Annotated in this window: 22 protein-coding genes; 12 read left to right on the top strand and 10 right to left on the bottom strand. The window is 57.5% G+C overall.

Going from position 1 to position 25,598, the window contains the following annotated elements:
* Positions 1-35 precede the first annotated feature (35 nt).
* Complete coding sequence (locus K6L24_RS19420; protein ID WP_118664889.1) at positions 36-944, bottom strand: LysR family transcriptional regulator; 909 nt, start codon at positions 942-944, stop codon at positions 36-38.
* Positions 945-1,040: 96 nt separating this feature from the next.
* Between K6L24_RS19420 and K6L24_RS19415 the strand changes: the two genes are divergently transcribed.
* Both K6L24_RS19415 and K6L24_RS19410 read left to right on the top strand, forming a co-directional pair.
* Positions 1,041-2,105, top strand: a complete 1,065-nt coding sequence (locus tag K6L24_RS19415; RefSeq protein WP_062748034.1) for an SDR family oxidoreductase — start codon at positions 1,041-1,043, stop codon at positions 2,103-2,105.
* A 140-nt stretch (positions 2,106-2,245) separates the two neighbouring features.
* Positions 2,246-3,025: an L-threonylcarbamoyladenylate synthase gene (locus K6L24_RS19410; RefSeq protein ID WP_118664887.1), complete on the top strand. Its 780-nt coding sequence runs from the start codon at positions 2,246-2,248 to the stop codon at positions 3,023-3,025.
* Between the two features lie 242 nt (positions 3,026-3,267).
* Here K6L24_RS19410 and K6L24_RS19405 read toward each other — a convergent pair whose 3' ends face one another.
* A complete protein-coding gene (locus K6L24_RS19405; protein ID WP_187509385.1) occupies positions 3,268-4,161 on the bottom strand; it encodes a LysR family transcriptional regulator in 894 nt (297 codons plus the stop codon).
* A 137-nt stretch (positions 4,162-4,298) separates the two neighbouring features.
* On the opposite strand from K6L24_RS19405, the gene K6L24_RS19400 reads away from it, so the two are divergent.
* Positions 4,299-5,600 carry a 3-isopropylmalate dehydratase large subunit gene (locus K6L24_RS19400; RefSeq protein WP_118664883.1) on the top strand — a complete coding sequence of 434 codons (1,302 nt, stop codon included), beginning with the start codon at positions 4,299-4,301 and terminating at the stop codon, positions 5,598-5,600.
* Entirely contained in the window at positions 5,597-6,151 is a 555-nt protein-coding gene (locus K6L24_RS19395) for a LeuD/DmdB family oxidoreductase small subunit (protein WP_222681759.1), read from the top strand. The genes K6L24_RS19400 and K6L24_RS19395 overlap by 4 nt, the downstream gene beginning before the upstream one ends.
* 1 nt (position 6,152) lies before the next feature.
* On the opposite strand, the gene K6L24_RS19390 is transcribed toward K6L24_RS19395, so the two are convergent.
* The gene (locus K6L24_RS19390; protein ID WP_137269808.1) at positions 6,153-6,779 is read right to left on the bottom strand and encodes a LysE family translocator; all 627 of its coding nucleotides are present in this window, start codon (positions 6,777-6,779) and stop codon (positions 6,153-6,155) included.
* A 650-nt stretch (positions 6,780-7,429) separates the two neighbouring features.
* Between K6L24_RS19390 and treF the strand changes: the two genes are divergently transcribed.
* From treF to K6L24_RS19375, 3 genes are all read left to right on the top strand, one after another.
* Positions 7,430-9,091, top strand: coding sequence for an alpha,alpha-trehalase TreF (gene treF, locus K6L24_RS19385; protein WP_222681758.1), 1,662 nt, complete (start codon positions 7,430-7,432; stop codon positions 9,089-9,091).
* Positions 9,092-9,251: 160 nt separating this feature from the next.
* Entirely contained in the window at positions 9,252-10,031 is a 780-nt protein-coding gene (locus tag K6L24_RS19380; RefSeq protein ID WP_062748020.1) for an ABC transporter substrate-binding protein, read from the top strand.
* Positions 10,032-10,034: 3 nt separating this feature from the next.
* A complete protein-coding gene (locus K6L24_RS19375; RefSeq protein ID WP_245006696.1) occupies positions 10,035-11,150 on the top strand; it encodes a DUF2817 domain-containing protein in 1,116 nt (371 codons plus the stop codon).
* Here K6L24_RS19375 and K6L24_RS19370 read toward each other — a convergent pair.
* From K6L24_RS19370 to K6L24_RS19355, 4 genes are all read right to left on the bottom strand, one after another.
* Positions 11,135-11,914 (bottom strand): HalD/BesD family halogenase, encoded by a 780-nt coding sequence (locus K6L24_RS19370; RefSeq protein WP_062748018.1) that lies wholly within the window; start codon positions 11,912-11,914, stop codon positions 11,135-11,137. The genes K6L24_RS19375 and K6L24_RS19370 overlap by 16 nt on opposite strands.
* 185 nt (positions 11,915-12,099) lie before the next feature.
* Entirely contained in the window at positions 12,100-12,516 is a 417-nt protein-coding gene (locus tag K6L24_RS19365) for a nucleotide triphosphate diphosphatase NUDT15 (RefSeq protein WP_062748016.1), read from the bottom strand.
* A gap of 22 nt (positions 12,517-12,538) precedes the next feature.
* Complete coding sequence (locus tag K6L24_RS19360; protein WP_062748014.1) at positions 12,539-13,723, bottom strand: alpha/beta hydrolase-fold protein; 1,185 nt, start codon at positions 13,721-13,723, stop codon at positions 12,539-12,541.
* A gap of 38 nt (positions 13,724-13,761) precedes the next feature.
* On the bottom strand, positions 13,762-15,345 hold the full coding sequence (locus tag K6L24_RS19355; protein ID WP_222681757.1) for a carbohydrate porin: 1,584 nt from the start codon (positions 15,343-15,345) through the stop codon (positions 13,762-13,764).
* Positions 15,346-15,829: 484 nt separating this feature from the next.
* Here K6L24_RS19355 and hglS point away from each other — a divergent pair, with 484 nt between their 5' ends.
* Positions 15,830-17,164, top strand: coding sequence for a 2-oxoadipate dioxygenase/decarboxylase HglS (hglS, locus tag K6L24_RS19350; protein WP_062748010.1), 1,335 nt, complete (start codon positions 15,830-15,832; stop codon positions 17,162-17,164).
* Positions 17,165-17,247: 83 nt separating this feature from the next.
* Here hglS and K6L24_RS19345 read toward each other — a convergent pair whose 3' ends face one another.
* Positions 17,248-18,063 carry a Cof-type HAD-IIB family hydrolase gene (locus tag K6L24_RS19345; protein WP_222682342.1) on the bottom strand — a complete coding sequence of 272 codons (816 nt, stop codon included), beginning with the start codon at positions 18,061-18,063 and terminating at the stop codon, positions 17,248-17,250.
* Positions 18,064-18,372: 309 nt separating this feature from the next.
* Here K6L24_RS19345 and K6L24_RS19340 point away from each other — a divergent pair, with 309 nt between their 5' ends.
* The 3 genes from K6L24_RS19340 to K6L24_RS19330 all read left to right on the top strand — a co-directional run bounded on the left by K6L24_RS19340 (position 18,373) and on the right by K6L24_RS19330 (position 21,028).
* Positions 18,373-19,113, top strand: a complete 741-nt coding sequence (locus tag K6L24_RS19340) for a DeoR/GlpR family DNA-binding transcription regulator (protein WP_084344219.1) — start codon at positions 18,373-18,375, stop codon at positions 19,111-19,113.
* 269 nt (positions 19,114-19,382) lie between these two features.
* Positions 19,383-20,048 (top strand): fructose-6-phosphate aldolase, encoded by a 666-nt coding sequence (gene fsa, locus K6L24_RS19335; protein ID WP_062748004.1) that lies wholly within the window; start codon positions 19,383-19,385, stop codon positions 20,046-20,048.
* 95 nt (positions 20,049-20,143) lie between these two features.
* Complete coding sequence (locus K6L24_RS19330; protein WP_222681756.1) at positions 20,144-21,028, top strand: hypothetical protein; 885 nt, start codon at positions 20,144-20,146, stop codon at positions 21,026-21,028.
* A 63-nt stretch (positions 21,029-21,091) separates the two neighbouring features.
* Here the strand turns inward: K6L24_RS19330 and K6L24_RS19325 are convergent, their stop codons facing one another.
* A complete protein-coding gene (locus K6L24_RS19325; protein WP_240043843.1) occupies positions 21,092-22,300 on the bottom strand; it encodes an MFS transporter in 1,209 nt (402 codons plus the stop codon).
* A gap of 98 nt (positions 22,301-22,398) precedes the next feature.
* Between K6L24_RS19325 and K6L24_RS19320 the strand changes: the two genes are divergently transcribed.
* Positions 22,399-23,337 (top strand): LysR family transcriptional regulator, encoded by a 939-nt coding sequence (locus K6L24_RS19320; RefSeq protein WP_062747998.1) that lies wholly within the window; start codon positions 22,399-22,401, stop codon positions 23,335-23,337.
* A gap of 47 nt (positions 23,338-23,384) precedes the next feature.
* Here the strand turns inward: K6L24_RS19320 and K6L24_RS19315 are convergent, their stop codons facing one another.
* The gene (locus K6L24_RS19315; RefSeq protein ID WP_187509378.1) at positions 23,385-25,496 is read right to left on the bottom strand and encodes a TonB-dependent siderophore receptor; all 2,112 of its coding nucleotides are present in this window, start codon (positions 25,494-25,496) and stop codon (positions 23,385-23,387) included.
* Positions 25,497-25,598: the final 102 nt, after the last annotated feature.

The following is a 25,598-nucleotide window of genomic DNA, read 5'->3' as shown; positions in this document are numbered from 1 at the left end:
GCAGCGGGACGATCGTCTTTTGCGATCGCCCTTACTTATCCAATCCTCAATGTCTCCAGCGCGCTTAACAGCGCATCCACTTTCGGCGTGAGCTGCTTTCTGCGCGGCCAGACCACGTACAGCGGCAGGCCCGGCACTGTCAGTTCCGGCAGGAAGGGCACCAGCTCACCGCGTGCCAACTGCTCTTCCATCAGCCACGTCGCCATCTGCGCCACACCCAGCCCGGCCATGACCGCGGAGCGCTGCGCTTCGCCATCCCCCAGCGCCATCCGGTGCGGTACGGTACGCGTAGTGATGCGGCCATCCGGCGAGGTGACATGCCACGGGCTGGTGCTGCCGTCGATGCGGTCATAGACAATCGCCCGGTGCTGTTCCAGCTCCGCTAACGACTGCGGGGTGCCGTGCTGCGTCAGGTAGTCAGGTGAGGCGCAGAAGATCAGCTGTTCGCAGCCGAGATAGCGCACCGCCAGAGAAGGGGGATAGCGGCCTGGCCCACCGATGCGCACCGCGACGTCAATACCCTCTTCAAACAGATCGACAAACCGGTCCGAGAACGACAGGTTCAGCTGCATATCCGGATGCTGCCGGCAGAAGTGATTGAGCAGCGGCATCACATGCAGGCGACCAAAGGTATGGGGGACGGCCACGCGCAGGCGGCCGACCGGAATGGTTCGCTGGGCCGCCAGCACCGATTCGGCTTCGCTCAGCTCCCCCAGCACGCGGGTGCAGGTGTCGTAATAGGCCTGCCCGGCATCGGTCAGTGCCAGACGGCGGGTGGTGCGCTCAAACAGCCGAGATCCGAGGCGTGCTTCCAGTCTCGCCATGCTTTTACTTACGGCAGAGCTGGTCAGATGCAGCCGTTCGGCGGCGGCGGTAAAGCTGCCGCTCTCCACTGTGGCGACAAAGGCAGTGATCCCTTTCAGACGATCTTCAGAGACGGCCATTCATTCCTCCCGTTCATTAATGCTGTGAATTTATACCTGAGATGGGAATTTAATTCTCTATTAAGCTGAAGGGATTCACTGAACAGGAGAGAAATTATGCAACAACGAGCTTTGATTGTGGGCGTCAGTGGCGTCACCGGCAGTGCCCTGGCTGAACGTCTGCTGGCGGAAGGCTGGCAGGTTAATGGGCTGTCACGCGGACGTACGCCGGTGATCGGCGGAGTGACATCGCTGACTGCCGACCTGACCGATGCGGACTCTGTACAGGCTGCCCTGAAGGATGTGGTGGTGGATAAGGTGTTCTTTAGCGCCTGGGCGCGCCAGGAAAATGAGAAAGAGAACATCCGCGTCAACGGAGCGATGGTGCGTAACGTACTGGATGCGCTGGGAGACTCCCTGAAAGGGGGCCATGTGGCGCTGATCACCGGCCTGAAGCACTACCTGGGTCCCTTTGACGCCTACGGCAAGGGCGTGGTGCCGGTCACGCCGTTCCGCGAAGAGCAGGGTCGCCAGCCGGTGGAGAATTTCTACTATGCCCAGGAAGACGAAGTGTTTGCCGCCGCAGAAAAATATGGCTGCACCTGGAGCGTGCATCGCCCGCATACGGTGATTGGCTTCGCCGTCGGTAACGCCATGAATATGGGACAGACGCTGGCGGTGTACGCCACGCTATGCAAACAGACCGGACAGCCGTTTGTTTTTCCGGGATCCAAAGCACAGTGGGAAGGGGTGACCGACATGACCGATGCCCGTCTGCTGGCCGACCAGCTGGTCTGGGCTGCCACCACGCCTTCCGCGCAAAACCAGGATTACAACGTGGTCAACGGTGACGTGTTCCGCTGGCAGTGGATGTGGGGCGAAATTGCCGCGTACTTCGGCATTGAACCGGCCCCTTTTGCCGGCGAACAGCCGCTGGAAGGGCGGATGGGCGATGCCGCACAGCAGTGGCAGAAGATCGCCGGTGAATGCGGCCTCAAAGAGCCGGATGTCAGCAAGCTGGCGTCATGGTGGCACACCGATGCCGACCTCGGTCGCCCGATGGAAGTGTTTACCGACGTCAGCAAAAGCCGGAAAGCCGGATTTACCGGCTATCAGCCGACGCGTGAGGCCTTTTTTGAGCTGTTTGACCGCTTAAAAGCAGCGCAGTTAATCCCGCGCTGACCGGCAACGGTTGTTTCCTGTGGGAAACAATCGTAGCTTTATAGCGTTTATTGTTGCGCTAAAAACTGGCTGTGGCAGGATGGTTTCAACGGGTGATGACCCACTTTACTTTGAACCGAATCCGAGCGAAAGGTACTGCTATGAACGATAAAGTTGTTAACTGGAATGGTGGCTTACAGCCAGAAGCCGTGAAGATCCTGTCTGCGGAAGGCGGCATGATCGTCTGCCCGACCAAAGTGGGCTACATCATCATGACATCTGACGCCAAAGGTCTGGAGCGCAAGTTTGACGCCAAGCAGCGTAACCGTAATAAGCCGGGCGTGGTACTGTGCGGTTCTCTGGCGCAGCTGAAAGAGCTGGCGCAGCTGAACCCGGAAATTGAAGCGCTGTATCAGCAGCACTGGGACAAAGACGTGCTGCTGGGCTGTATCCTGCCGTGGAAAGAAGAAGCGGTAGCGCGTATCCCGGATGACGGCTCTAAAGAGCTGATGATGGACCGCCGTCAGACCAGCTGTTTCGTCATCAAATTTGGGGTACCCGGCGAGAACCTGGCGAAAGAGCTGTGGGAAAACCACGGCAAGTTCTCCTTCGCCAGCTCGGCTAATCCGTCAGGCAAAGGCAACCGTGGCCTGGTCGAAGGAATCGGCGAGCGTATTGAACAGCACGCGGATCTGATTATTGCCGCCAACGACTATGTGAAGTCTATTCAGCCAAACGAGTCAGAAAAGACCCGCTACGAGCAGGGTGTGATGGTAGCGATGGTTGACGATAACGGCAAGCTGGTACCCGAGCAGAAAGGCGAGCGTAATATCACGCCGTGCCCGGTGCTGATCCGTAAAGGCCTGGATGTTGATAAGATTATGTCGATGATGTCGGATATCTTTACGACCTGGGATTACCGTCACGGCAACTACTATTAATTTTACCCGTCATACTTGACGCTACAACGGCGTTGGCTGCATGTGCTCACCCCGGTCACTTACTCAGGTAAGCTCCCGGGGATTCCCCCCTTTGCCGCCTTGTTGTACCAAAATCAGGCCCCATGAGGGGACGCCCATTATTTAGGATGAAATCGTTATCCGCGATAAACCGTAGTGGCCGACCTTATTTTCCCTATCGGCCAGTTCTTACCTTTTCTCCATTCCCTTTCCGGTCGTCATGGCTATTTTTTTAATGCCTTCTGCAATGCTTCAATAAATAACCGAACGCGCGGTGAAATAAAATTATCACTCTTTACCAGAACGTAGGATTTATAAATATCCATTTCCCACTCAGGAAGGATCTGCACCAAATCTCCGCACGCCACCGCCTCCTGAGCAATATAATTTGGCAGATAGGCAATGCCGGTTTGGGCTACGGCCGAATTTAACAGGGCAATACTGTTATTGGCGCGAAAGCGGCTGCGGACTTCAATATCCTTTTTCTGCTTCTCTTTACGAAACGGTAATGAAATGGTGTGGGCCGGGCCGCGAAACAGAATGTACTCCTGGCGCGGCAGGTCATCCGGGCTGGTTATCGCACCGATGTTGTCCATATACGCCGGCGCGGCATACAGCCCCCAGGCGATATCGGACAGCGGACGATAGTGGCGGTGTTCCGGCAGTTCGCGGGTAATGGCGATGGCGATATCGAAGCCATCCTCTTCCAGATTGACCGCGCGATCGGTCAGATCCAGATCGACACTGACGTGGATATTACTGGCGACAAAGCGGTTAAGCACCGGAACAATGCACTGGCAGCCAAAGGAAACCGGTGCCACCACACGCAGACTGCCGGTAGGCTCTTCGTGAAACTGGCGGATAAACAGGTCGGCACTTTTCACCTCATGCAGAATCCGGTAGCAGTAGTGGTAATAGGTCATCCCGACTTCTGTCACCTGAATGCGCCGGGTGGTGCGCTGCAGCAGTTTTGCCCCCAGGCGCACTTCCAGCGCCGTGATCTCTTTACTCACTGAGGATTTTGCCAGCCCGAGTGCCTTCGCCGCTTCGGTATAGCTCAGGGTTTCCACCACTTTGGCAAAAATAATCATGCCGTGCAGGTTTTCAAAATCGCTCATTATGATCCCGGATTGTTTTTAGAGGGAAACAATCCACGATATTAGCATATTCCGCGTTTACCCGGCAGTGAAAAGCGGTAAGGTAAATAAAGTTTATTCACTTTATTGGCCGGAATAATACACAGAGATAAATAAATATGGGTCAGACAATCAGTCAGAAAATACTCGCGCGTGCCAGCGGGAGGGATACCGTCACGCCTGGAGAAATAGTCTGGGCGAAAGTGGATATATTAATGTCGCACGACCCCTGTACACCAGGCGTCGCCAGTGTATTTAAAAAAGAGTTTGGCGCGCAGGCAAAAGTCTGGGATGCCGGGCGTTTTATTATGATCCCGGACCATTTTGTCTATTCTGCCGACCCTCAGGCTAATCAGAACATCCGTGTTATGCGGGAGTTTGCCAAAGAGCAGAATATTACCCATTTCTACGACGTGGGCACACCGCAGTATAAAGGGGTCTGCCATATCGGCCTGGCCGAAGGCGGCCATACCCGGCCCGGAGAGGTGCTGCTGGGCACTGACTCTCATACCGTCACCGCCGGCGCCTTTGGTTGTTTCGCGATTGGCTTAGGCATCACGGATGCGGCCTACGCGCTGGGTACGGGGGAAATCCCGCTGAAAGTTCCGACCACTATCCGCGTCAATTATCACGGCATTCTGCCCACTCATGTCCAGGCCAAAGATTTGATTCTGGCGCTGCTGGCGGAACTGACCGTCGAGGGCGCAACCTATGAAGCGATTGAGTTTGGTGGCTGCGTGATTGACGCCCTGTCGGTCGAAGAGCGTATGACGATATGCAATATGGTGGTGGAGTGCGGGGCGAAGAACGGCATTATGGTGCCGAACCAGGCCACGCTTGATTATCTGGCGGCACGCACCGATGTGCCGTTCAGCCTGGTGACCGCGGATGCCGATGCGGTCTATAGCCGCGTGGTCGATTTTGACGTCACGGGGATGCAGCCTCAGGTGGCAAAACCTCACTCGCCCGATAATGTGGTGGCCATTGATACCCTGAAAAACGTCGCCATTTCGCAGGCCTATATCGGTTCCTGCACCGGGGGTAAGCTGGCCGATTTCATTGCCGCAGCACAGGTGATGAAAGGGCGCAAAGTCACCATCCCCACCTTCGCCGTTCCGGCCACCAAAGAGGTGTTTCACCACCTTATCACCACACAAATCGGGGGCGTATCGGTCTATCAAATCCTGACCGATGCGGGCGTACAGCTATCGTCAGAAGCGGGCTGTGCTGCCTGCTGCGGTGGCCCGCCAGATACCTTTGGCCGTGTGCATCAGCCGATATCGGTGATCGCCACCACCAACCGCAATTTTGTTGGCCGTATGGGACATAAGCGCGCCAGCATTTATCTGGCATCACCTTACGCAGTCGCGGCTGCGGCGATCACCGGCATGATCACCAATCCTGCAGAACTTGGAGTATGAGTATGGAACCGATCATCAGCGGCGCGGTATATGTGCTGGGCGACAACATTGATACTGACCAAATCCTCACTGCAGAGTATCTCAAGGTGAATCCTTCCCTGCCGGAGGGTTACGCCCAGCTGGCTTCCCTGGCGATGTGTGGTTTGCCGGAAGGGGCACTGCCGTTTATTGATGCTGGCAGCGGACGTGCGGCTTACCCGATTATTGTGGCGGGTAAAAACTTTGGCTGCGGTTCCTCGCGGGAGCATGCTGTGATGGCGCTGGGGGCATCCGGGGTAAAAGCGGTGCTGGCCCCATCATTTGCGCGTATTTTTTTCCGCAACTGCGTGGCGACCGGGGAACTGCTGCCGGTGATCTGCTCTGGCGCACTGCATCAGCGGCTGCGTACCGGGGATTTTGTGACGATAGATCCCCGCAGCCAGACGGTCACACTGCTGGAAACGGGGGAAATGCTGAAGACCGACCCGGTGGGCGAGCTGGCGAGGATTATCGAGGCCGGAGGGCTGTTTGCTTATGCGCGCGCCAGCGGGCGCATAAGCCAGGGCGGATAACTTATTTGGCTGAAACCGCCAGCGCACCGCCGGCGAAGACAAACAGGCTGCCGGTGGAGCGGTTCAGAATGCGCAGGCGGCGGGCATTAGAGAAGACGCCCGACAGGCGGCGTCCGGCACAGGCGTAGCTGAACATAATGCTGAGATCCAGGACTGCCCAGGTGATGGCCAGCGTGGCAAACTGCATGGCGTGCGGCTGGCTGGCATCGACAAAGTTCGGGAACAGCGCCGCGAAGAACAGCAGATCTTTCGGGTTGCTGATACCGACCGTAAAGCCTTTACGGAACAGGCGCCAGGCTCCGGGCGTGTCTCCGGCGTCCACGGTATTCACGGCGGTGGGTTCGCTGTTATCTCGCCAGGCGGCGATCCCCAGCCAGATCAGGTAGGCGGCACCGACCACTTTCAGGACGGTAAAGGCGGTGGTCGAGGCGGCAAGGATTGCCCCCAGGCCAAGCGCGGAGGCCGTCATCAGCACCATCGCGGCCAGTACGCCACCGGTCACCGTTGCCAGGGCCTGTTTGCGACCGTAGCGCAGGCCGTGGGTCATACTGATCAGGGCCGACGGGCCGGGTATGGCAATCAGGGCGGCAATCACGCCGGTATAAGCCAGCCAGAGTTGAAGCGTCATACATCATCCTTTCTGCTTCCCCTCAGCCTGAGGGGAATCTGTTTGATTCGGTTCGTTGAGTCACGAACGCGACGTAGTTTATTTTCCCGACAGTGAGAAGTAAATCACAGTGGGTAAATATTCCTGCGGATCCTGGCATCGTCCCCCGCGTTCTCAACCGGACGGTTTTATTGGCGATCCCCGGCGGTAAAAATGCCTGATGCGGTCTCAGTATTGTCTGAATCAGGGCGCAGCGGCCTCTTTCTTCCCCTTTTCTGGTTCTGCAGCAGCAGGGCTTTTTCCCTGCCATTCCCTCTGACAGCCGTCCGTCACCCCCTGAAGCTGGCTAACAGATTGATAGCCATGAAGAATGCCGAATAAAAATGACAATAACGCGGCGGTGAGCTTTTTTCTTAGCATTCAGTCTAAGATGCTGTAATGCATTAATAAAATAATCGTTTTATTTATACAGAGTCGCGGTTTATTCTGTCGGCATCACTTCCTGTATTTTTATTTATGTCAGTAAATTGGGCTTATATTTCGGGTTGTTTATTTTTTGAAATATTCAGTCATTAAGCGTAATAGAAACATCGGGTTGCACGTTGAGACTGGGGTACTATAATAAGCCCCTTATTCTCAAAAAATATTTTTTCCACCAGACGACTTTGCCCATGTATTTTCGGCATCAGGAGGTTCTTATCACTTTTAACCAAAACGAAGCGATGATTGACGTTAACCTTGCTGAGAATGAAGCCTGGTATCTCGATTATGAGGCTGGCCCGGAATCGGCGGTTGAGCCACAGCCGGAGCCTATCCGCGGCCTGCCTGCGCCGGACATTCTCACGCCATCAGACCGTTATCAGGAACTGTTTGAGGCCGTGCAGATGTCGCGTATTTTTTCCGACAGTAAAATCTTTGCCGACTGCGCGCCCAGATTCGAGCCGGAGCGCATTCTGTTTCGTTATTACCTGGCCCGCGAGCGGGACGATTTTAACCTGCTGGAATTTGTGCTGGAAAACTTCGAGCTGCCGCACATTCACGACAGCCGCTATGTCGCCGATCCAAATAACAGCATTGAGCAGCATATTGATGCGCTGTGGCCGGTATTAACCCGTCAGCCGGAAAAGCACTGCGAGTTTTCATCGCTGCTGCCGCTGCCCAAACCCTATGTGGTGCCGGGAGGCCGGTTTGGTGAAACTTATTACTGGGACTCCTACTTCAGCATGCTGGGCTTTGCCTCCGCAGGCCGCTGTGATCTGATGCGAAATATGGCCGACAACTTTGCCTGGATGATCGATAAGTACGGGCATATCCCCAACGGTAACCGGACGTATTACCTCAGCCGCTCACAGCCGCCCGTGTTTGCGATGATGGTCGAGCTGTTTGAGAAGAATGATATTCATGAAGCGCAGCACTACCTGCCGCAGCTGAAAAGTGAATATGCATTCTGGATGGACGGGCAGGAAGAACTCTCCCCCAACCAGGCGTACCGACACGTGGTGATGCTGCCCGACGGATCGGTGCTTAACCGCTACTGGGATGACCGCGACACGCCGCGTGACGAGTCGTACCTGGAAGACGTGGAAACCGCGCGCCGCTCAGCGCGCCCGTCGAGCGAAGTGTATCGCGACCTGCGTGCCGGGGCCGCCTCCGGCTGGGACTTCACTTCCCGCTGGCTGGCCGAGCCTGGCCGTCTGGAGAGTATCCAGACCACCAGCATCGTGCCGATCGACCTGAATGCGTTCCTCTACAAGCTGGAAACCACCATTGCCCGTCTGTCGGCGAGCAAAGGGGAGCAGGAGGTTGCTGACCGCTTCCAGCATCTGGCGCTGCGCCGCCGTGAGGTGGTCGATAAGTATCTGTGGGAAGAGGAAACTGGCCTGTACCGCGATTACAACTGGCGGGAAGGGGAGAAAGCCCTGTTCAGCGCCGCCGCGGTCACTCCGGTGTATGTCGGTATGGCTAGTCTGGATCAGGCCACGCGGACGGCAAAAGCCGTGCGTGACTACCTTCTTGCGCCGGGCGGCATGCTCTGCACGATGGAAGTGACCGGTGAGCAGTGGGACAGCCCGAACGGCTGGGCACCGATGCAGTGGCTGGCGGTCAAAGGCTTTAACAGTTACGGCGATGAACTGCTGGCGCAGGAGATCGCCCGGCGCTGGCTGAATACGGTCGACAGCACCTGGCAGCAGCACCATAAGCTGGTGGAAAAATATAACATCAGCGGTGATGCCGCTCTGCTTGGCGGTGGGGGTGAGTACCCGCTGCAGGATGGCTTCGGCTGGACTAACGGTGTGACGCGCCGCCTGCTGGAAATGTACCCGCCGCGTTAATCCCCCTGGAGGTGGCCGCCCGGCCACCTCTGAGATCAGACTCTGCATTATCAACGGGGCTTATCTGCGCCCGCCAGCCATAAGACAAAAGCTTTATTTCTCCATGAAAAATCATGCTATTACTGGACGTTAACCCGCATGATGATTCGGAGAACCTGAGATGAAAAAATTGTCCCTGACCGCGCTGGCATTACTGGCGGGGTTTAGCGTCTCCGCCCTGGCGGCAGACGAGCTGCGTTTTGGCGTTGACCCGACGTTTCCCCCGTTTGAATCCAAAGCCGCCGACGGCTCACTTCAGGGATTTGATATTGATATGGGCAACGCCATCTGCCAGCAGATGCAGGTGAAATGCGTCTGGGTGCAAACCGGCTATGACGGTATCATCCCGGCGTTACACGCCCGCAAGTTTGATGCCATCCTCTCCGCGATGGCCATGACCGATAAGCGCCGCCAGCAGGTCGCCTTCACCGATATGCTTTACAACACGCCCAGCGCCCTCCTGACGCGTAAAGACAGCAAGCTGCTGCCGGAACTGGCCTCACTGAAGGGCAAAACCATCGGCGTGGCGCAGGGGACAACCCAGGAAGGCTTCGCCCAGACCATGTGGGGCAGTCAGGGCGTTCAGGTCGTGAGTTATCCCAACCAGTCAGAAATTTACCCGGATCTGGCCTCAGGCCGTCTGGATGCCACCTTTACCAATGCGGCCGCCGCAGAATCCGGTTTCCTGAAAACGCCTCAGGGGGCTGAGTATCACATTGCCGGAAAACCGCTGTATGACCCGAAATACTTCGGCGAAGGCGTGGGAATTGGCCTGCGTAAAGACGACGGTGCCCGCATCGCCAGAATTAACGAGGCGATGGCAGAACTGCATAAAAACGGCACCTACGACAGGCTGGCGAAACAATACTTCAGCTTTGATGTTTATCACCGCCCGGAGTAGGCCATGATGGAAAAGACGACGTTGCCGGATTTTCGCCACCAGCGCGACCGCTTTCTCAGGGCGGCCGCAAAGCGGGGGGGCACGATCACCTCTTATCCGCACCCGCTGCGCGGGCCGCAGGACGAGGCGCTCTTTACCGATGTGGCGGTGATCGGCCGAGCCGATGCGTCGCAGGTCATGCTGATCGTCTCCGGCACGCACGGCGTGGAGGGCTACTACGGTTCCGACAGCCAGATTGCCTGGCTGGAGGGGATGGCCGACGATCCCCTGCCCCCGGCAGTGGCGCTGGTGCTGGTTCATCTGATTAACCCGTGGGGGACGGCGCACCTGCGTCGCGTCAATGAAGACAACATCGACCTTAATCGTAACTTCCTTGATTTCCGTAGCCGGGTGCCGGAGAACGTGGCTTATCCGGCGCTGCACGGCATCTATACCTGCCGCGACCTTGACGGGCCGGAGCGCGCAGCCGCCGACGCACAGATGGCCCTGGCGTGTGCCGGGGTGGGCTGGAGTGGCGTAAAAAGGATCGTCGAGGCCGGACAGTATCAGTTTCCAGACGGGATTTTCTTCGGCGGCAGCGAGGCCAGCTGGTCACAGCAGATCCTGCAACAGATTATCGCCCGTCATCTGCACAGGGCGCAGCGGATCATCAGCTTCGACCTGCATACCGGCGCCGGCGCCTGGGGCCATGCGATGCTGCTGGCAATAGCCGGCCGCCCCTACCCGGCGCACGATGAGGCGAAACGTCTGTTTGGCGAGTGGCTGACGGTGATCGTAACCGGCGAAGACGGTGAGAGCGATACCGGCGTGACCGCAACGGCGACCGGTTATCTGTCGCAGTTTATGCTGGACCAGTTGCCGCAAACCCGGCTGATCCCGCTGGTGGTCGAGTGCGGGACGTATGACGGCCGCGAAATGCACCGCCGCGTGCGTGACGACCACTGGCTGCATCTGTACGGAGACCTGCACAGTGAGCAGGCCAGCGCGGTGAAACAGCAGCTGTTTGAGGGGTTCTACCCGGCTGACCCTGACTGGCGGGCGCTGACGGCACTGCGCACGCAACAGATTTTCCAGCGCGGCTGGCAGGCACTCCAGCAGTCAGTTCACAGTCGCCCGTAGAAGGTCATGCGGGCGCTTTCTGACAGCGCAATGTCCGGGCGGGCGTTGTAGGCCAGCACCACCAGCATGCGGGTGATATCCCCTTCCGTTGGCGTTACCCGGTGCAGGGCGTTTCGTCCGCGGAACAGCACCAGGTCCCCCGGCTCAATCGCCAGTTTTTCCACCGGATGCTGGCCGTCCAGCACCGCCCCGACGCCGCTGTAGTTCATCTCACCCGCTTCGGCGTTACGCAGATGGCTGACGTATTCAAAAACCCCGCCCGCCTGCGGCTTCTGGATCAGCAGCGTGATGGCGAACGACGAGTTATCAAAATGCCAGCCCAGCTCCTGGCCGGTGTGCGCGTAGTGCAGGTTGATCGACGACAGGCGGTCGGCATAGGGGAACAGCTGCTGCTCATCCAGTACACCGCAGAGAAACGCTTTAAAGGCGGCCGAATCGTACAGGGTGCGCAGGGCAGAGTCGGCGGGGATCTCTTCATCGGTAATACAGCCTTTCGATGAGATCACCTGACGGTTACGCGGATGGTCGGCGGCAAAAGCCGCGTCGGTTTTTTGCAGATAGACGTTGTGCCGGCTGCTGGCATAAAAGGCCAGATGCTGGTTGTCCTCGCCTTCCTGCTTAATGGCGGCCAGGGCGGCAGCGGTTAAAAAACCGCGCAGCACCAGGGCACCCTGTGCGGCAAGCGCCTGCTGACAGCGTGCAGTGTAAGCGGCATCGGTAATCGGGTGGGCACTCAGGTTCAGCAGCGAGGCAAGCGGGTTCATTCGGTTCTCACGGGCAGAAGGGCAGGTGATCCACTGTACGACGGCGTCCCGCGGTGCGCTACTGATTTTGCACGCTTTTTAACCGCTGCACAGACTAAAAAGCACCGGGCGCTGCCGCCGGGTGCTTTTTTGATGTTCCGACCCTCGCGGGAACGACGGGGAAGATTTACCGGGGGAAACGGCTGTTAAGGCGGTGTACTCAGGGCCACCAGATCGACCTGTTTCAGCAGCGATTTCAGCGGAGCGAACAGCGGCTGCGGCAGCGCAGCCGGATCGCACCAGTGCCAGCCCTCACACTTTTCCGGCTCACAGCGCTGCGGCGTGCCGCTGGCGTGATACGCCAGCATAAACAGCGTGACGTAATGCTGCTGTTCGGCCTGGAAAATATCGTTGGTAAATGGCCCGGCGATGCAGTCGCCGGTCACCATGCCGCACTCTTCCAGCGCTTCACGTGCTGCACACTGCTGTGGGGTTTCCCCGAACTCCAGATGCCCGCCGGGGGCCGACCAGTCGCCGGCACCGTGGCTGCCCCGGCGTTTCCCCAGTAACAGCTTACCGTCACGGAAAATAAGTACGCCGACCCCAATACGTGGTGATGACATCGATCTCTCCCATATGACCGGATTAGCGGAACAGTTTCTGCACGAACTCAGCATAGGCGGGCCGCCAGACATCCATCTCGTGACCCAGCTTCGGCCAGGCGTGATAATCAAACTTCACGCCTTTTTCCTCCAGGGTCTGCTTCAGCCCGGCGATATCTTTTCCGGTCACGATGTCATTTTCGCCCACCACCACAGTAAAATTTTTCAGCTGACGGTTAATCTGCTGCGGTTTTTCCAGCTGCGCCGCCACCCGTGCGTCAGGGACGGTCGTGGTGCTGACGCCGCTCAGGGTCGCCAGCGCGCTGAAATAATCCAGGTGGCTGAGGCCGGACACCAGGGCCTGGTAACCCCCCTGTGACAGGCCCGCCAGAGCACGGCCCTCTGCATCATGACGCACGTTAAAGCGCTGGTTGATCAGCGGAATAATATCGTGGATCAGTTCGCGGTCGGCCGCCTGCGCATTGCGTGGATAGAACAGTTTGCGGCGTTCCTGCGGCACATAGTCTTCCGGCGTGGTGGTGGCGGTATCGGTTTCCGTATCCGGGATCACCACCAGCATCGGCTTGATTTTGCCTTCCGCCAGCAGGTTATCCATCATTTCCGGCACCCGCCCCTGGTCGATGGCCGAGCGCAGGCTGTCGCCGAAGCCATGATAGAAGTAGAGCACTGGCAGCGGCGCGCCTTTACCGTCATAGCCCGGCGGCGTCCATACCGCCACCTGACGCTCCCGCTTCAGCTGAGGCGAGTGATAGGTCAGCGTGCGCACATCACCGTGCGGCACGTTGCGCACATCGAGAATACTGCCCGGTACCAGGATCAGGCTGGTGTTCACCTGACGCTGCGGCTTGGCATACGCTGTTCCGGTATCAATACTGCGGAAGCCATCGACGCTGAAGAAATATTCATACAGATTAGGGGCCTGTACCGCTGAGCGGAAGCTCCAGATGCCGCTGGCATCTTTCACCATCGGGTGTGACACGTAGCTTTCCGGCGTGGCCCCGGTAAACACCGAGACCTTTTTCGCCTGTGGTGCATACAGCCGGAAGGTAATGCTGCGGTCAGCGTTCACCTGGGTCACGTACTGGTTTACCGGCCGGTCCTGGGGAGGAAAAGGCGGAAAATCAGCAGGCAGCGTGGCGGAAAAGGCCGGGAGCGTAGCACCCAGCAACAGGCCGGACAGCAGCAGTGCAACAGCAGACTTCTTCATCGGTTACGTCCTTATCGGTTAAGCACATCAGGGGCAGATTACCACCAGACTTCGGCCTGCACGCCCAGCGAAAGCTGATCGTTTTTACTGTCCTGGAAGCGGTAATCTGACAGTCCGTTGTCCAGCACGTGCAGGTACGTGCCGTAGAAACGGATCTCCGGGCGCGAGTTAAGAATGCTGGTATCCACTTTCAGCGCGTGATACAGCGTGGTTTTATAGCCGGACTCTTTCAGCGTGTCGCCTGACTGGGTTTTATTGCTCTGGGTGAACCAGCCCAGCTCCACGCCGGTCTGATTATAGCTGTCCCAGATCCAGGCCGGACGTACCACGGTACGCAGGCTCTCAAAATCACTGTGTGAACCACTCTCGTAGCTGTACACATCGTGACCGCGCGAGTAGACCAGCGCATTGGCCATGATGATTTTATCGCTCAGGTACATTTCACCCTGTGAGATGGCGCGGAATGCCGTGCCGTTGGTATGGTCGCCATAATAGTACCCGTTGTAGCTGACATTGGAACTGGCCCCGTTGTAATTGGCAAAACTGCTGGCGAAAGAGTTGTTCCCGGCCTGCAGGCTGAAGTCGTTGAAACCCTTGTTGCTCAGCTGTTGCCGCACAATGGCCGTGGCCAGCCAGGCATCTTTCAGCGTGTAGAAGCGATCACTGCCTTCATTACTTTTCTGCTCATCCGTTTTATTGGCCATGGAATATTTACCCATCACCGTCAGGGTGGCGCTGTCCCACAGCGGCAGGTCTTTATAGCGTGCCTCGACGGAGTTGGTGTTCATCTGGGTCTTATTGTTGAGATCGCGCGAGTAAACGTCGATATCCTCACGCGTCAGGGACAAATCTACCTTACCCGGCCCGGCCGCCAGATTTTCGATGCCAATACCGCCGCCGACGTCCGTACGTACGCTTTTCCAGTCCAGCATCTGGATCTCATAGACCGGCAGGGTGTGTTTACCGACCCAGAAGTCCGCCTCAGGCGCGAAGGGCAGGAAGCCTTTGGTGGTCAGATAGATATCGGAAAATTGCAGCAGGTTTTCATTGCCGTTGTTATCACCAAACCAGCCGGAACCGTACTGCTGACTGACGTTACCATCCAGTTTGACGATGGCTTCGGCGCTTTTACCGTTCTGCTGATAGACCCGCTGCTTCAGCAGTAAGTCGAACCAGCCGCTGTGCTCGTTACCAAAGCGCCCGACGGAGCCGATCGCATAAGACTGCGGGGAGCCATTGTTGCCGGTTGCCCAGCCGCTGCGCAGGTAGCCGGAATAGGTGAAGCCGATCTCGTCTTTGACATACTGGCTGATCGCTTTCAGGCTGACCGGCTGGCTACTTTCGCCAGCGGCTGAGGTGCTGGCCACCTCCACCGTTGAGCGGGCACTGACCGGGGCAGGCGTCGTGCTGGCCTCTGGCGGGCTGACCGCTGTCGCACGTTTTGCTATAGCCGGCTGTTCGTGCCGGGCTTTATATTGCTGAAATTCTGTTTGCGTGCGCTGTAATTCCTTTTCCAGCAATTCCAGCCGCTGCTCCAGCGTTAATTTCGCGGCAAGAAGAGAGGATGGAAACAGGGCAGAAGTAATAAGAACGGCTATTATTGTTAATGACGATTTTTTCACTTTTTAGCTTCCCAGGTGTGGCATGATAAATAAAAGACATGCGGTTTCCCTGCCAGTCTTACCGCTAACGGGCATAAAATGGAGAGCGGGTGCGAATGCAGACGACGCTCTTTTAAATCAGAGGGTTATTTTTATCGTTTTATTTCTTTTCTCTTCATTCTCCTTATTCATTTCTGCGAAACACTTTTCTCAAAGCAAAAAAAAACCTGAATAGCTTTTCTTACCGCTTAATCAGGGTAAGAAAAACGCTTCAGGTTTTGCCTGTCACCAGTCGGCTGGTAAACAGTAACAATCCAGAGTGTCGGTTAACGAAAATTCACTTTGAAATATTTCGTAATAGAATGATTTTGTCTCAGTTGCCGACGCGGCTGCAATGATATTTTCATTCTCAGTTTACAATCTGTGATGAAACTAACACTTAGCCTTCACCGGCATGGCTATCCTCCCTGTGGGAACATCAACAGCACCTTTCAGGAGATCTGCAATGAGTCACCGTTTTATCAGCGAAGACCAGATCCGCGACCGTTTCTCTAAAGCGATGTCAGCGATGTATCAGAAGGAAGTTCCGCAATATGGCACGTTGCTGCAACTGGTGCGCGAGGTAAATCAGCAGGTACTGGCAGAAAGCCCGGATGCGCTGGATGCCGCTCAGTGGCCGCAGGAGGTCAACCGCCTGAGCGTGGAGCGCCACGGCGCTATCCGCGTGGGGACGGCGCAGGAGCTGTCGACCCTGCGCGAGCTGTTTGCGGTGATGGGGATGTCCGCCGTGGGTTATTACGATCTTTCCACCGCCGGGGTACCGGTACACTCAACCGCGTTCCGTCCGGTATCGGAGGCTTCATTACAGGTTAACCCGTTCCGGGTCTTTACCTCACTGCTGCGGCTGGAGCTGATTGAGGACCCGGCGCTGCGCGACAGGGTGAGTGAGTTGCTGGCCCGGCGCGATATTTTTACTCCTCGCCTGCGCGAACTGCTGGCAATACATCAGCAGCAGGGGGGGCTGACGGATGAACAGGCGGATGAGTTTGTGCGGGAGGCGCTGGACACCTTCCGCTGGCATCATCAGGCTTCGGTCGATCTCAGCACCTATCATGCCCTGCTGGCCCAGCATCGCCTGATTGCCGATGTGGCGTGCTTCCGCGGGCCGCATATCAACCATCTGACGCCGCGCACGCTGGATATCGATCGCATACAGCAGCTGATGCCGGAGTATGGCATTACGCCGAAAGAAACCATTGAAGGACCACCGGCCAGGCGCTGCCCGATCCTGCTGCGTCAGACAAGCTTCAAGGCGCTGAATGAGGCGATTGATTTTACCGACCAGACGGCCGGCACACATACCGCGCGCTTTGGCGAAATTGAGCAGCGCGGCGTGGCGCTGACGCGCAAAGGGCGGGAGCTGTACGACCGCCTGCTGCGTGAGGCCTCGGCCGAAAAACACGACGACAACGCCAGCCACCAGCGCCACCTGAGCGCAGTGTTTGCCGCGTTCCCTGATGACGCTGACCAGCTGCGCCAGCAGCAGCTGGCGTTTTATCGTTACCGCCGCGATCCGCAGCACGGCGTCTCACCGGGCGAGGATCTGGAGAGCCAGATCGCCCGGGGCGCGGTGATTGCCGAACCGATTATCTACGAAGATTTCCTGCCGGTCAGTGCGGCCGGTATTTTCCAGTCTAATCTGGGCGGCGACACGCAGCGAGTGAGCAGTGGAAACCCCAGCCAGGCAGCGTTTGAGCAGGCGCTGGGCTGCCCGGTTATTGATGAGTTTGCGCTGTATCAGCAGCGACAGCAGGACTCCCTCGATCGTCTGTTTCTGTAGACGCTGACCTTCTGGTTCCGCAGGGGCTGACCTTTTGTTCCGGTCAGCCCGCCCGCGGTAGAATTCCCCGGCACGGGGCGGCCTTAACCGTCAAACGGCGCGCGACCGGTCAGCACGCGCTCGATCACGTTCAGCGCCCCTTCCTGGTTATTGCTCTCGGTATGATAACGTGCAACGTGTTTCACGGCAGGCTGCGCGTTGGCCATGGCAAAGCCAAATCCGGCCTGGGCAACCATCTCAATATCGTTGCCGCTGTCGCCGATGGCGACCACTTCATGGTCGGCAATCTGCCACTGACGCTGGAGCAGTGACAGCCCGTGGGCTTTATGCACGCCGGGGATGATCAGGTCAACAAAGCCAAAGCCGCTGGATACCGGGGCGACGATGCCATCCAGAGCATGGCCAATGTGTGCCATCAGCTCCGGGATCTTTTCATCGGCCAGGTTCAGCGAGAATTTGAAGATGGTGTCATCCAGCGCGGTGAAGTCGTCGCGCAGTTCCAGGCGATGATAGTGCTTCGCCATCAGCGCCCGCAGCGAGTCGGGGGCACTCTTGAGCATATAGGCGCTGCGCGGCCCGCAGACCACGGTGTGGGCATAGGGTAGTGTGCCCAGCACCGCCAGCACTTTTTTCAGATGGTCATCGCTTAACGCACCGCAGAACAGTGTCCTGCCTGCGTCAACGATGTTCGCGCCGTTTTCAGAGACAAAAGCAATCTCATCGCGGATGTCCGGAAAAAAGCTGATCAGCTGGTAATACTGATTGCCGCTGGCCACGACAAACTTAATATTATTCTCTTTAAGCTGCTGATACTGCGCTAAAAAGCGCGCTTTATTATAGGTTTTATGGTCATCGAGGAAGGTGCCGTCCATATCGACAGCAATCATTTTAATCATCAGGTCCCCTGAGTAAAAAGTAAGAACAGTGTCCATCATCGTTGCAAACGGTGAAGGAAAAAAGAGGCAGTTTTTGCACAAGGTTTCCTCTTTTAACGGCGTTACGCCAGTGCTACGACCGGGCAGGCGGGGCGGACTGCGCCCGAAGCCCGGTTACTGGCGTGCAGTATGGCGAAAAATACCCGTATGCGGAAAAACCGACCTGAAAAAGAGGCAGTGATTTCCTGGGATGGGCGATTGTTATCTGTCGGTGGCTTCCTTAATATGAAAACGAAACGTTACGAATGAAAGCCCCTGTGGCGAAAGAAGGTCATGATGAAACAGCGACACCGGCGAATTCTCGATCGGGTAGAAGAGAAAGGGAAGGTCAGTATTAACGAGCTGGCGCAGATCGCCGGTGTGTCTGGCGTCACGATCCGTAAGGATCTGAATGTGCTGGAAAGCCTGCACTATCTCACCCGGGCGCATGGCTATGCGGTATCGCTTAACGATCTCTCCGAGCGCGTCAGCAGTAACTTCTCCACCAAAGAGGCGATGGCAAAACGGGCACTGTCGCTGCTGTCAGAAGGCGATACGCTGTTTATCGAAGCCGGCAGCAGCAATGCGCACTTTGCCCGGGAGATCGGCCGATCCGGCCTGGATGTGACCGTGGTGACCCCCTGTGTATACGTGGCCAACGAACTGAAAAACTGCTATCAGGACGTGGTGCTTATCGGCGGCGTGCTGCAAAAACGCAGCGAGTGCCTGGTGGGGCCGCTGACGCATCTGTGCATTAACAATATTAACTTTAACAAAGTCTTTATCGGCATTGACGGTTACAGCCCGGAGCAGGGATTTACCGGACGGGACATTATGCGGGCGGAGAATATCCGGCTGGCCATTGAGAAGCGCGTACAGAACTTTGTGATCGCCGAGTCGGGTAAGTTTGGCAAGCTGTTCCCTTACAACGTGGCGAAACACAGCGATATCGGGACTGTCATTACGGATGCCGGTCTGTTACTGACGATGGAAGATGCACTCCAGCAACAGGGAGTTACGGTACTGAAAGTCTGATCCCCGGCCTGGCTTCTTTCATCTGCCCGTCGTTTTGCTTCATAATCCTCTTTCGGGTGAAAGGCCACTTTCACTCTTTATAACCCTGCCGACAAAATATTAATTATCTTTCTGTTTTTTAATGCTTTTATTTATGGTGTTGGCTTATTTTCCCTGAGTGACTAAGCGTGACGGCGATCGACTTTCGGAAGGGAAATGTTCATTATCGTTATGCGAAAGCAAATGATGTTTCATATGAAACAAAGATAAACCCGTTCCCGGAGAAAATGATGGAATTTTATTTAGACACGGCGGATGTCGCAGTAGTAAAACGCCTGGCCGCGGTGCTGCCGGTGAAAGGGGTGACCACCAACCCGAGTATTGTTGCGCGCAGCCAGCGGCCCCTCAGTAGCGTATTACAGGAAATGGTGTCGATTCTTCCTGCTGACGCGACCCTGTTTGCCCAGGTTCTGGCACATGAGGCGGCGGCGATGGTGGATGAAGCCTTACAGCTGCGTGAAATCGTGCCTTCGCTGGTGGTGAAGGTGCCGGTGACCCATCAGGGCCTGACGGCGATAAAGGCGCTGACTCAACAGAATATCCCCACGCTGGGGACGGCAGTGTACGGTGCCGGACAGGGGTTTTATGCCGCGCTGGCCGGTGCCGGCTATATTGCGCCTTACGTTAACCGGGTCGATGCCCAGGGCGGTGACGGCATTGCCCTGGTGCGTGAGCTGCAAACCCTGCTGGATCTGCACTGTCCCCAGAGCAAAGTGCTGGCCGCCAGCTTCCGTACGCCACGCCAGGTGCTGGACTGTATGCTCGCTGGTTGCCGGGCGATCACCGTCGATCCTGATGTGGCGGAGCTGTTTCTGCTCGACCCGGCGGTAGAGAGCGCCCTGCAGCGCTTTGACCAGGACTGGTCACAGGCCTATGGCAATCTGACGCTGTCTTAACGCTGGCGCTGACCGGCCTGCGCGTATTTTACGTAAAGGATTTTAATCTTTTGCCGATAATTTGCTCTACTAACGCAATAACCGTAGAGGGCTTTATGGGTGTGATCAGTGGAGTAACCGACAGCGTGGCAGGAAGATATGTTGCCACCACCGCAGGCGCCGCCAATGCTGCGCCGGCGACAGAAAGCATTACCGGGAAAACCTTACCCGCCAGCGTCGTGGCGATCTCCCCGGAGGGCCGCGCGCGGCTGGCGCAGGCGACGGCCGAACCGCTGACGGCGGAACAGCAGGAAAACAATCTGAAGGATCTGCATGCCGGTAAATCCGCCAGCCAGACGGCGGTGATTAACCTTGGCTATGACCTGTTTAATGACCCGCAAACCAACTGGGATGCCCGCACCTTCACCCCCCTGCTCGGCATGACCCGCGATAATACTCAGGCCAGCATGGATAAGTTTGCTGCTGACCTGCATGAAGTCTTAGCGCAGGGCCAGATGGGTCGTAATCAGTACGACAATTCCGATACCTCTGAAGCGATGGCGCTGTCGCTAACTCAGGCCAAACTGCATAAGCTGGTGGAAAAATATGTTGCCCCGGATCAGCAGCAGCAGGCCACAAAGATTGTCGACGGGATGACTGAGGGGAAAATTGCCGATCGTGAAGAACGCACCCTGCTGTCAGCCCAGGGGATGCTGGATATTGCCAGGCAGTACGGCACCGGCACCATGCAGTCTGAAGCACGCCAATACCTTGAACAGGTGAAAAGCGGGACCGCCCGGCCACAGGTTGAACTGACCACGATGCTGGCGGCAACGAAACTGAGTAGCAATATGGCCGAAACCTTCAGTGCGTTTGCCCGGGTGATTAACGCCACGCCGAATCCTGATAACAAGGCACAGCCCTCCATCGACGGGGCCCTGAAGCAGCTGGAGGTCTATCGCCAGCAGTGGGATGACTTTATGAAAAAGCTGGCGCAATAACCCCCCTGCCCGCAGGGGCGACCTGTTTCGGGCCGCCCCGTGCCAATGCCGGCAGATCCAGACTCAGGCCTGTGCCAGCCGGATGCGGCGGGCATGCATTCTCACTACAAAGCTCAGGGCACCGGCCAGCGTCAGCAGGGCGACCACCCCCGGCCAGCCCGCTTTCTCCAGGATCAGACTGCCCAGCGCGGAACCGATCGCCATCCCGATAAATACGCCGGTAAACATTAGCGCATTCAGGCGGCTGCGGGCGGCAGGCTCGAGGCCGAAGATCAGCGTCTGATGGGACACCAGCGTGGCCTGCACACCAAAATCAAAACCAACCGCCGAAACCACAATCAGTGCCAGCTGAGCGGGCACCGGCAGCAGCGGCAGGAAAAACAGCGCGGCGAACGACAGCGTGGCCAGCGCTGTGCTGAACTGCGTCACCAGCGCCGGGCCGCGACGGTCGGCCATCATTCCCGCCAGCGGGGCGGCCATGGCACCTGCTGCGCCGGCCAGACCAAAGGCACCCGCCGTGGCGCTGCCGAGACCATAACGGGTATGTAGCATGACCGCCAGGGTTGACCAGAAAGCACTGAATCCGACGGAAAGCAGCCCCTGTGCCAGCGTGGCGCGGCGCAGTTCGCCGTGGTGCAGCCACAGGTGACGCATTGATGCCAGCAGCGCCGGGTAGCCCAGTGTGGTGCTGGGGGCGATATGTGGCAGGCGACGCCACAGAACCAGCGTAATCATCAGTACCATTACGGCGGCGAGTACAAACATCACCCGCCAGCCAAAATACTGCGCCACCAGCCCGCTGACCACCCTCGAGAGCAAAATACCCAGTAGCAGACCGGTCATCACCGTGCCCACGGTTTTACCCCGCTGAGCCTCCGGCGACAGGCTGGCAGAGGCCGGAACAATGTCCTGCGCCATTGTCGCCGTGATGCCAATCGCCAGGCTGGCGGCCAGCAGCACCATCATGTTGCCCGCGGCTGCACTGAGTAGCAGCGCCAGCGTCAGCAGCACGCCTTTAATCGTAATAATGGTGCGCCGGTCGTGGCGATCCCCCAGCGGGGCGAGCAGTAAAATGCCGAGCGCGTAACCCATCTGGGTCAGCGTGGGCACCAGACCGCTGGTTGTCACGCTGGCATGAAGCTCGCTGGATAAAATTTCCAGCATCGGCTGGCTGTAGTAGATCGACGCCACGCTGAAGCCAGCGCCGCTGGCCAGCATCAATACGGTGGGGCCGGACAGCGGCTGGGGTGAAGAAGAAGATTGGGTCGACATGGTCAGCACCTGTGTGTCTGTGAAGTTGACGCTATTATTATGCGTTGGCAGGCGCAGCGGTAGTCGCCTGCCTGGTAGAACTGTTATACGATAGGCGTATGAACACCTCACAATTTCCCGGCGTTGACCGTATAGAACTGATGCAGACCTTTGTGCGCATCGTGGAAGCTGGCAATCTGTCGGCCGCCGCCGCACGGCTGGGCACCAGTCAGCCCACCGTCAGCCGTCGCCTGCAAACCCTGGAGAAGCTGCTGGGCCTGAAGCTGGTACAGCGAACCACTCATGTGATGAAGCTGACAGAAGACGGCCAGCGCTGCTATGCCCACGCCAGGACACTGCTGGAAAGCTGGCAGGGCATTGAGGACGACCTGCGCGGCGTCACCGAGGAGCCGCAGGGGGTGCTGAGGGTGCTGGCTCCGCACGCCTTCGGGCAGGATCAGATGATTGTGCCGTTGCAGCACTATCTGCAGCGCTACCCCCGGATGACCGTGGAGTGGATGCTGAGTGACCGCCACCCGGACTTTATTGCCGAGGGCATCGACTGCGCGGTGCACGTCGGCCCGGTCACCGAACCGTCGGTGGTGGCCCAGTTGGTGGCAGAAGTGCCGCGCATTGTCATTGGTTCCCCCGCGCTTCTGGCGACGGATGCGGTACCGCAGCACCCGCAACAGCTCCAGAGCCTGCCATGGCTGGCCCTCAGCACCTTCTATCGTCACAGCGTCTCGCTGACGCACCTTCCTGGCGGAGAAAACCAGCGCTTTGATATCCAGCCACGGCTGCTGACCGACAGTCTTTACGCCCTGCGCAATGCGGTGCTGGCAGGGATGGGTGTAGGGATTGCGTCATCATGGGTGGTGCAGGAGGATATTGCGCGCGGAACGTTACTGCACCTCGCGCCGCAGTGGCAGGCCGCCGCACTGCCGGTGTATCTGGTCTATCCCCACGCCCGCTACTATCCTGCGCGCCTGCGGATGTTTCTGACCATGATGCGTGAGGCGATGCCGGTACTGACGGGGACGCAGCACCCGCTGCGTTGAATAAAAAAAGGCACTCCCGGAGAGAGAGTGCCTGCAGTGAGCGGGGCTCAGAAGCTGTAGCTGATGCCCGCCTGCCAGGTGCGGTCACGGCCGATCCAGCAGTTCGTGGTGTCGTAGCAGGTGAAGGTTTCTTTATTGGTCAGGTTCTGCGCGCTGGCTTTCAGCGTCACCCCGGCCAGTTGTGGCGAGACCGCTGCCATATTGTAAGATACCGCCATATCCCACAGCGTGGTGCCGCCCAGCTTGCCCTGATCGTTGGCCAGGGCAATCTCCATCGGGCCGACGTAGCGCGCACCGGCACCGACAGTCAGGCCGCGCACTGCGCCGTTGTCGAAGGTGTAGTCACCCCAAAGATTAAAACTGTTTTCCGCCACCTGGGTCGGGCGTTTCCCCTGGTACTTATCATCTTCGGTATTCAGCGCGTGCGTATAGGCATAGTTGGCGATCAGGCTGATATTGTCGGTCGGACGGCTGATCACCGACAGCTCTGCCCCTTTCGATTCCACTTCCCCGGTCTGGCGATAATTGAGGAAGCTGAGATCGGAGGTGAGCACGTTTTTCTGCCGGATATTAAACACCGAGGCGGTCACCGTGGTGGCGTAATCGGCCAGCAGGTATTTCACCCCGCCTTCCAGCTGACGGCTGGTGGTCGGTTTAGCGGAGGTCAGGTTGCCCGTCGGAGAAACCGGTTTGAAGCCTTCGGAGTAGCTGATAAACGGTGCGATACCGTTATCAAAGGTGTAGAGCGCCCCGAGGCGTTTGGTCAGGCGGTGCTGCGCCACCCACTCTTTTTGATTATTACCGAGGTAGTCGGTGTTGGTGGATCGGTAGTCATCGTAGCGTAACCCGGCGATCAGGCTCAGATTGCCGAACTCCACCTGGTCCTGGAAGTAGTAGCCGGTCTGGTTGAAGCTCAGACGGTTAAGCTGGGCGGTATACAGGCCCAGTGCCGATTCGTTGACCTGGTTGTAGTCCGGATTGCTGAGATCAAAGCCCGGTGTGCGGGTGGCGTACTGATAGTTGAAGTGAGAATCCATCCGCTGATAGTCCACGCCCGCCAGCAGGTGATGCTGCCAGTCGCCCAGATCCCACTGCTTCGTCACCTGGTTATCGATATTGAAGCTTTTCAGGTCTTCATCGGTGGTGTAGGCAAACCGATCCAGCTGGCTGTTACTGACGGCCGGATTGGTCAGACCCGAGGCATAAATACTGCGCTGGTGGGTATCAACGTCAAAATAGCGCGCCTTCTGCGCCACACCCCAGCCGTTATCGAACTGATGCTCAAAGCTGTAACCCAGCATCCACTGGCGCTGTTTAAAGCCGCTCCAGCGGTCGCCTGCATAAGTGCGGCGCGAAGCATCTGACGACGTCAGCGCGGCCAGTGGCAGAGGGTCAGACGGCGTCAGGCTGGGGATGTCCTGATACTGCGCGTCGATCGTCAGGCGGGTTTTATCCGACGGCTGCCAGGTGAGTGATGGAGCGACCAGGTAGTTTTCACTGTGAGTGGTGCGTGGCTGATCGTCCCCGGCGCTGGCTTTACCAATAAAGCGATAGCTCCAGTCGCTGTCGGCAATCGCTCCGGTGCTGTCGATATAGCCTTCGCGCAGCTTGCGGTTGCCGCTGTTAAACCCGACTTCGGTTTTCTGCTCTTTCTCCGGTTTTTTACTTTGAATATTCACCAGGCCACCCGGCGAACCGTTACCGTACAGCACCGACGCCGGGCCCTTCAGGATATCCACATGGTCGATCAGAATCGGATCGATACTGGCCTTGGTGTTACCCGTGACGTTATACGGCAGCTGTAAGCCGTCATAGAAGGTGTTATCCACCGTGAAACCGCGAATTTTATATTCGCTCATGTAGGAGGTGGCGCCGCGGGTTTCGGTGGACACGCCGGGGGCATAGCGCAGAATTTCATTCAGCGAGCTGGCGTGACGCGCGACAATCTCTTTGCTGCCGACGGTGTTGATCACCTGAGGCGTTTTGCTTTCCGGTACCGCCGACTTGGTGGCGCTGTTGGTATAGGCGGGCAGGGCGGCGGCGCCGGAATCTGAGGCGCTGACCACCAGCGTTTTTTCATCGCTGGCTGCCGCATGGGCAAAAGAGGCACAAGTGCTGGCAATCAGCACGGCGAGCAGACAGGGCTTAGTGGTGAACATGGGTTTAGATGCCAATGAGAATGTGAAAGATAACGACAATTATTATCATTGGTTGTCACTATGCAATAACTTCCGACAAAAATTTTCCAATAATAAAAAACG

Source organism: Erwinia persicina (assembly GCF_019844095.1).
Taxonomy (GTDB): domain Bacteria; phylum Pseudomonadota; class Gammaproteobacteria; order Enterobacterales; family Enterobacteriaceae; genus Erwinia; species Erwinia persicina.
The sequence above is the reverse complement of the archived record's forward strand: the minus strand, read 5'-3'. Positions and strand labels throughout refer to the sequence as shown.

What these genes read in the sequence shown, in the direction of transcription:
- K6L24_RS19390 (WP_137269808.1), bottom strand. Translation starts at nt 6,779, where the DNA reads ATGACGCTTCAACTCTGGCTGGCTTATACCGGCGTGATTGCCGCCCTG.
- K6L24_RS19365 (WP_062748016.1), bottom strand. Translation starts at nt 12,516, where the DNA reads ATGTCATCACCACGTATTGGGGTCGGCGTACTTATTTTCCGTGACGGT.
- K6L24_RS19360 (WP_062748014.1), bottom strand. Translation starts at nt 13,723, where the DNA reads ATGAAGAAGTCTGCTGTTGCACTGCTGCTGTCCGGCCTGTTGCTGGGT.
- treF (WP_222681758.1), top strand. Translation starts at nt 7,430, where the DNA reads ATGTATTTTCGGCATCAGGAGGTTCTTATCACTTTTAACCAAAACGAA.
- K6L24_RS19370 (WP_062748018.1), bottom strand. Translation starts at nt 11,914, where the DNA reads ATGAACCCGCTTGCCTCGCTGCTGAACCTGAGTGCCCACCCGATTACC.
- K6L24_RS19375 (WP_245006696.1), top strand. Translation starts at nt 10,035, where the DNA reads ATGATGGAAAAGACGACGTTGCCGGATTTTCGCCACCAGCGCGACCGC.
- K6L24_RS19380 (WP_062748020.1), top strand. Translation starts at nt 9,252, where the DNA reads ATGAAAAAATTGTCCCTGACCGCGCTGGCATTACTGGCGGGGTTTAGC.
- K6L24_RS19330 (WP_222681756.1), top strand. Translation starts at nt 20,144, where the DNA reads ATGGGTGTGATCAGTGGAGTAACCGACAGCGTGGCAGGAAGATATGTT.
- K6L24_RS19325 (WP_240043843.1), bottom strand. Translation starts at nt 22,300, where the DNA reads ATGTCGACCCAATCTTCTTCTTCACCCCAGCCGCTGTCCGGCCCCACC.
- K6L24_RS19415 (WP_062748034.1), top strand. Translation starts at nt 1,041, where the DNA reads ATGCAACAACGAGCTTTGATTGTGGGCGTCAGTGGCGTCACCGGCAGT.
- K6L24_RS19340 (WP_084344219.1), top strand. Translation starts at nt 18,373, where the DNA reads ATGATGAAACAGCGACACCGGCGAATTCTCGATCGGGTAGAAGAGAAA.
- fsa (WP_062748004.1), top strand. Translation starts at nt 19,383, where the DNA reads ATGGAATTTTATTTAGACACGGCGGATGTCGCAGTAGTAAAACGCCTG.
- hglS (WP_062748010.1), top strand. Translation starts at nt 15,830, where the DNA reads ATGAGTCACCGTTTTATCAGCGAAGACCAGATCCGCGACCGTTTCTCT.
- K6L24_RS19315 (WP_187509378.1), bottom strand. Translation starts at nt 25,496, where the DNA reads ATGTTCACCACTAAGCCCTGTCTGCTCGCCGTGCTGATTGCCAGCACT.
- K6L24_RS19405 (WP_187509385.1), bottom strand. Translation starts at nt 4,161, where the DNA reads ATGAGCGATTTTGAAAACCTGCACGGCATGATTATTTTTGCCAAAGTG.
- K6L24_RS19420 (WP_118664889.1), bottom strand. Translation starts at nt 944, where the DNA reads ATGGCCGTCTCTGAAGATCGTCTGAAAGGGATCACTGCCTTTGTCGCC.
- K6L24_RS19320 (WP_062747998.1), top strand. Translation starts at nt 22,399, where the DNA reads ATGAACACCTCACAATTTCCCGGCGTTGACCGTATAGAACTGATGCAG.
- K6L24_RS19400 (WP_118664883.1), top strand. Translation starts at nt 4,299, where the DNA reads ATGGGTCAGACAATCAGTCAGAAAATACTCGCGCGTGCCAGCGGGAGG.
- K6L24_RS19410 (WP_118664887.1), top strand. Translation starts at nt 2,246, where the DNA reads ATGAACGATAAAGTTGTTAACTGGAATGGTGGCTTACAGCCAGAAGCC.
- K6L24_RS19395 (WP_222681759.1), top strand. Translation starts at nt 5,597, where the DNA reads ATGAGTATGGAACCGATCATCAGCGGCGCGGTATATGTGCTGGGCGAC.